The sequence below is a fragment of the Streptomyces sp. NPDC059499 genome, from assembly GCF_042749285.1.
Classification (GTDB): domain Bacteria; phylum Actinomycetota; class Actinomycetes; order Streptomycetales; family Streptomycetaceae; genus Streptomyces.
In genome coordinates this window covers 296,458-301,200 of sequence record NZ_JBHYTT010000010.1, presented here as the reverse complement: position 1 = coordinate 301,200, position 4,743 = coordinate 296,458, and the positions used below count along the sequence as shown (strand labels likewise).

Below are 4,743 nucleotides of genomic sequence, written 5' to 3'. Positions count from 1 at the left end.
ACTGCAGGGGGGACCCTGTGGGAGAGTAGGACGCCGCCGAACAATTATTCCGGGAAAGCCCCGTGCCCTTGTGGCACGGGGCTTTTCTGCGTTCACGCCCCATTGGGGGAGGGCTTGTGGACGGCGCGACGCCGGCCTGCGACACCGGGGCCCCGTCCGCCGCTCCGGAACGGGGCAGGGAACCCCTGAACGCGACTCGGAAACGTCGATCGGATGGTTTTGAACATCCCTTCGTTCAGGGTATGCTTTAGCTCGTTGCCGCAAGGCGACAGGCCCCAATAGCTCAGTCGGTAGAGCGTCTCCATGGTAAGGAGAAGGTCTGCGGTTCGATTCCGCATTGGGGCTCCAGCAAGGAGAAAGGCCCCCGCCGTTGGCGGGGGCCTTTCTCGTTTCCGGGGCAATCAAGCGTCAACCCCGATCCTGGGCTGCCATCTGAATGAGGGTTCACGCTCTCGTCGTGTCCTTGCCGGTCGGGCACGGAAGCCTGCCCGACCGGGTACCCCCTGATCAGAAGTTCTGCGGCTCCGGGACGCGCATGGCGAGGATGGCCATGTCGTCCGACGCGGGTTCGGCCGCGAAGCGTTCCACCGCCCGCAGGATGCGGCCGGCCACCGCACCGGCCGTCAGGCCCGTACACATGGCAAGGACATCGGCGAGGCCGTCGTCGCCCAGCATGCGGGTTCCCTCACGGCGTTCGGTGACGCCGTCGGTGACGCACAGAAGGACATCGCCGGGCTCGAGGGTGACTTCCTGCTCGTAGAGCTCCAGGTCCTCGATCACGCCGAGCAGCGGCTGAGGTTCGGCCGCCGCCTCCACGGAACCGTCCTGCCGCAGACGCAGCGGGAGCGGATGGCCGGCGCAGACGACCTTGAGCAGCGCGCTGCCGTCCTCCTGGGGCCACAACTCCCCGTAGAGGAGCGTGAGGAAGCGGCTGCGGGCGCCCTCGTCGAGGATCGCCGCGTTGAGCCGTTCCAGTACGGCCGGGCCGCCGAAGCCCTCGCGGGCCAGCAGCCGCAGCGCGTGGCGGGCCAGACCCGTGACGGCCGCGGCCTCCGGTCCCGTACCGCAGACGTCACCGATGGCGAAGCCGTAGGCGCCGTCACGGATGGGGAACACGTCGTAGAAGTCGCCGCCGACCTCGTTGCCCTCGCCCGCCGCGCGGTAGATGACCTCGATCTCGACGTTGGGCACGTCCGGGAGGCCCGGGGGCAGCAGGCTGCGCTGGAGGGACTGGCTGATCGCCATGCGCTCCGAGTAGAGGCGGGCGTTGTCGAGGGCCAGAGCGGCCCTGCGGGACAAGTCCTCGGCCAGTTCCAGGATTTCCTGACGGAAGTGGTCGTCGGAGGGCTTGCCGAGGGTCAGCATGCCGATCACGCGGTTCCGTGCGACGAGCGGCAGCACCACGGTCTCGCCGCCCACGGCGGAAGCCGTCGCGAGCGTGGTGCGCGCGGCCGCCCCCATGCTCGCGGGCGCATCCCTGCCGAGGCTGCGCGTGGAGGTACGAAGAGCCGCCTTGTGGGCTGCCGCGGCCGGTGCCGGCCAGATGCGGGCGCCCGGGGCCGGGACGGGGTCCGGAGGCTCGATGGAGGACAGCAGGGCCTTGATGCCGTCGATGAGTTCCTCGTCCTCGTGGAGCACGTAGGAGAGGTACGGATCCGAGGACTGGTCGGCAATGGTGTAGACGGCGCACCAGGTGGCCAGCGTGGGCACGGTCATCTGGGCCATCAGCGCCAGCGTCTGGTCCCTGTCCAGCGTGCCGGCGAGCAGATCGGACGCCTCGACGAGGAAGGACAGCGAGCCGCGGCGCAGGCGTTCCAGCTCGCCCAGCCGGGCCGACTCGACGGCCAGCGCGATGCGGTCCGCGGCGAACTGAAGGCGCAGGGCCTCCTCGTTCGTGTATCGGCCGGGCGCCTCGGCCGCGACGCCCAGGGAACCGGTGAGCCTGCCCTCGACCTTGAGCGGGACCGTGACGACGGAGCGCATTCCCGTGTCGCTGAGGAGCGGTACGGCACCCGGTACGGCGGTGAGGTCCTCGTGGACCGCGGGCATACGGGCCGAGCCGTAGCGGCCGGTTCCCGCCTCGACGGGGACCCGGGCGAAGCGCTGGCGGGCCGAGGGAAGGCCGGTCGTCGCCCGAACCTCCAGTTCCGTCTCGTCGTCGGTGGCCAGCAGCAGGAAAGCGGAATCCGCGTCGAGCATGTCCCGCGCCCGCTCGACCGTGCGCTGCAGCAGTCCGTCGAGGTCGTCGGGGGCGGGAGAACCGATGAAGACCTCGAACGGATCCGTGGCGCGGTTCTCGGCGGATGTGTCGGAGACCGGGGCACGCACCGGGCTCTGGAGCACGGCCCGCTCGTAGTCTCGAACGAGGAGGCAGACCGTGGACGGTTCCCCCTGGGTGTCGCGGACTCTGAGATGGGAGGCGTAGACCGGGATGACGCGCCCGTCGGCGCCCCGGATGCCGTAACTGCCCTCCCATCGGGAGAGCCGCAGGGCATCGGCGATACCGGTGTTGGTTCCCGGTGTGTGCGGCCAGGCCGCGAAGTCGGTGAGCTGCTTGCCGGTGACCTTTTCGGCAGCGTGTCCGAAAAGGAAGGTGGCGTCGTCGTTCCACGCGGCGATGGAGCCGGAGTGGTCGATCTGGACGACGGCGACCCGTACACGCTCGTCGGTGACGGGGAGCAGTTCCGTGGGCAGGACGGGACCCGCGGAGCGGATGCCCACGGGGCGGTCCGGAAGGTCGAGCTGGAACCAGACCTGCTTGCGCGTCGGCGTGTACTCGACTCCCCAGCGGGAGGCGAGGGCGGCGCAGAGCAGCAGGCCGCGGCCGCCTTCCCGGTCCGGGCTGCCGAAGTCGACGCCGGAGCTCTGGAGCGGGATCTCACGCTCCGGATAGTGGTCGGAGACCTCGACGCGTACACCGTCCTCGGTGCGCAGGCAGAGCACGTCCGCGGCGGTGCCCGCGTGCACCACCGCATTGGTCACAAGTTCACTGGTGAGGACGACGGCGTCGTCGACGACGTCGGTGTACCCCCACCCCTGCAGGGTGTCGCGGACGAATGCGCGGGCGGTCGCCACCGAGCGTCCGACCGGATCGAAGGTGGCAGCCGCACGCGCGGTGATCACAGCACTCCCCATATGGTGTCTCGTCGCTTCCCCGAGTCCTGTGCCCGTTTCTCGCCGCTTCGATTCGCCTGCCAGGCTAGACGCTCGCCAGGCGTCCCGTGTACAGGAGGGCCGACTTGGGCGCGCAGGCCACCGGCGGATGTGCGGGGGTGCACATGTATGGGGTCCCCCGTGAGGGAAATGGGGCAACCGTGGGACCTTGCACGCCGTCCGGTTCAGGCCTGGTACGTTTCAACGATTTGACGTTCGCATAGTCACCCGTCGACGGTGTGCTGTGGCGGTGAGTCAAAGTGGAAGTGGGCAAGCTTCCGGTTAAGGCCCGAGCGATACGGTCAACCCCTGCGGGAGGGACACGGTGGAGTCTGGCGTGGCGGCGCGGGGTTCAGGAACGCGCACAAAAGGCGGACAGCCCGTGAAGAAACAGCGCAATGGGACCATCGACGTGGATGCGGCAGCTCTGAACAGACTGCTCGCGGCTCTCGTGGCGATGCGCGACGGCAATTTCCGCAGGCGGCTCACCGTCTCGGGCGACGGCGTGCTCACGGAGATCGCAGCGGTCTTCAACGAGGTGGCCGACCGCAATCTCCATCTGACCGGCGAGCTGGCGCGGGTCCGTCGGGTGGTGGGACGTGAGGGGAAACTCACCGAGCGTCTGGAGACCGGCGCCTGCGAGGGCTCCTGGGCGGCGGCGATCGATGCCTCCAACGAGCTCGTCGATGATCTGGCGCGCCCGGTGTCCGAGGTCGGACGAGTACTTTCCGCGGTCGCCGACGGTGACCTCGAGCAGCGGATGGAACTGCGGTCGCACACGGCCGACGAGACGGTACGCCCGCTGCGCGGCGAGTTCCTGAAGGTTTCCCGCACGGTCAACAACCTGGTCGATCAGCTGTCCGCGTTCACCGAGCAGGTGACGCGGGTCGCCGTCGAGGTGGGCACCGAGGGCAAGCTCGGCGGACAGGCCCAGGTACGCGGAATGTCCGGGTCCTGGAAGGACCTCACGGACTCCGTGAACACCATGGCGTACCGGCTGACCGCCCAGGTCCGCGACATCGCCCTGGTGACGACGGCCGTGGCCAAGGGCGACCTGTCGCGGAAGGTCACCGTCCATGTGGCCGGCGAGATGCTTCAGCTGAAGAACACCGTCAACACGATGGTCGACCAGCTGTCGTCGTTCTCCTCCGAGGTGACCCGGGTCGCCCGCGAGGTGGGCACCGAGGGCGAACTCGGCGGACAGGCGACGGTGCCCGGAGTGGCCGGGGTCTGGAAGGACCTCACGGACTCCGTGAACACGATGGCCGGCAACCTGACGTCCCAGGTGCGCGGTATCGCCGAGGTGACGACGGCGGTCGCCAACGGTGACCTGTCGCAGAAGGTCACGGTGAGCGCCCGCGGCGAGGTCGCGCAGCTCGCCGAGACGATCAACCAGATGACCGAGACGCTGCGCACCTTCGCGGACGAAGTGACACGTGTGGCGAGCGAGGTCGGTGGCGAGGGGCTGCTCGGCGGCCAGGCACAGGTGCCCGGGGCGGCGGGCACCTGGAAGGACCTCACCGACTCGGTGAACACCGCCTTCCGGAACCTGACCGGCCAGGTACGGGACATCGCGCAGGTGACGACGGC

General features: G+C 69.2%; 2 protein-coding genes and 1 tRNA gene. 2 read left to right on the top strand and 1 reads right to left on the bottom strand.

What is annotated here, in order from left to right; all coding sequences use genetic code 11:
- Positions 1 to 272: 272 nt before the first annotated feature.
- Positions 273 to 348 (top strand) — tRNA-Thr (locus tag ACFW9O_RS23880).
- Between the two features lie 159 nt (positions 349 to 507).
- Here the strand turns inward: ACFW9O_RS23880 and ACFW9O_RS23875 are convergent.
- Entirely contained in the window at positions 508 to 3,135 is a 2,628-nt protein-coding gene (locus ACFW9O_RS23875; protein ID WP_384611967.1) for a SpoIIE family protein phosphatase, read from the bottom strand.
- 400 nt (positions 3,136 to 3,535) lie between these two features.
- On the opposite strand from ACFW9O_RS23875, the gene ACFW9O_RS23870 reads away from it, so the two are divergent.
- On the top strand, positions 3,536 to 4,743 hold a 1,208-nt coding region (locus tag ACFW9O_RS23870), incomplete at its 3' end, for a HAMP domain-containing protein (RefSeq protein WP_384611966.1).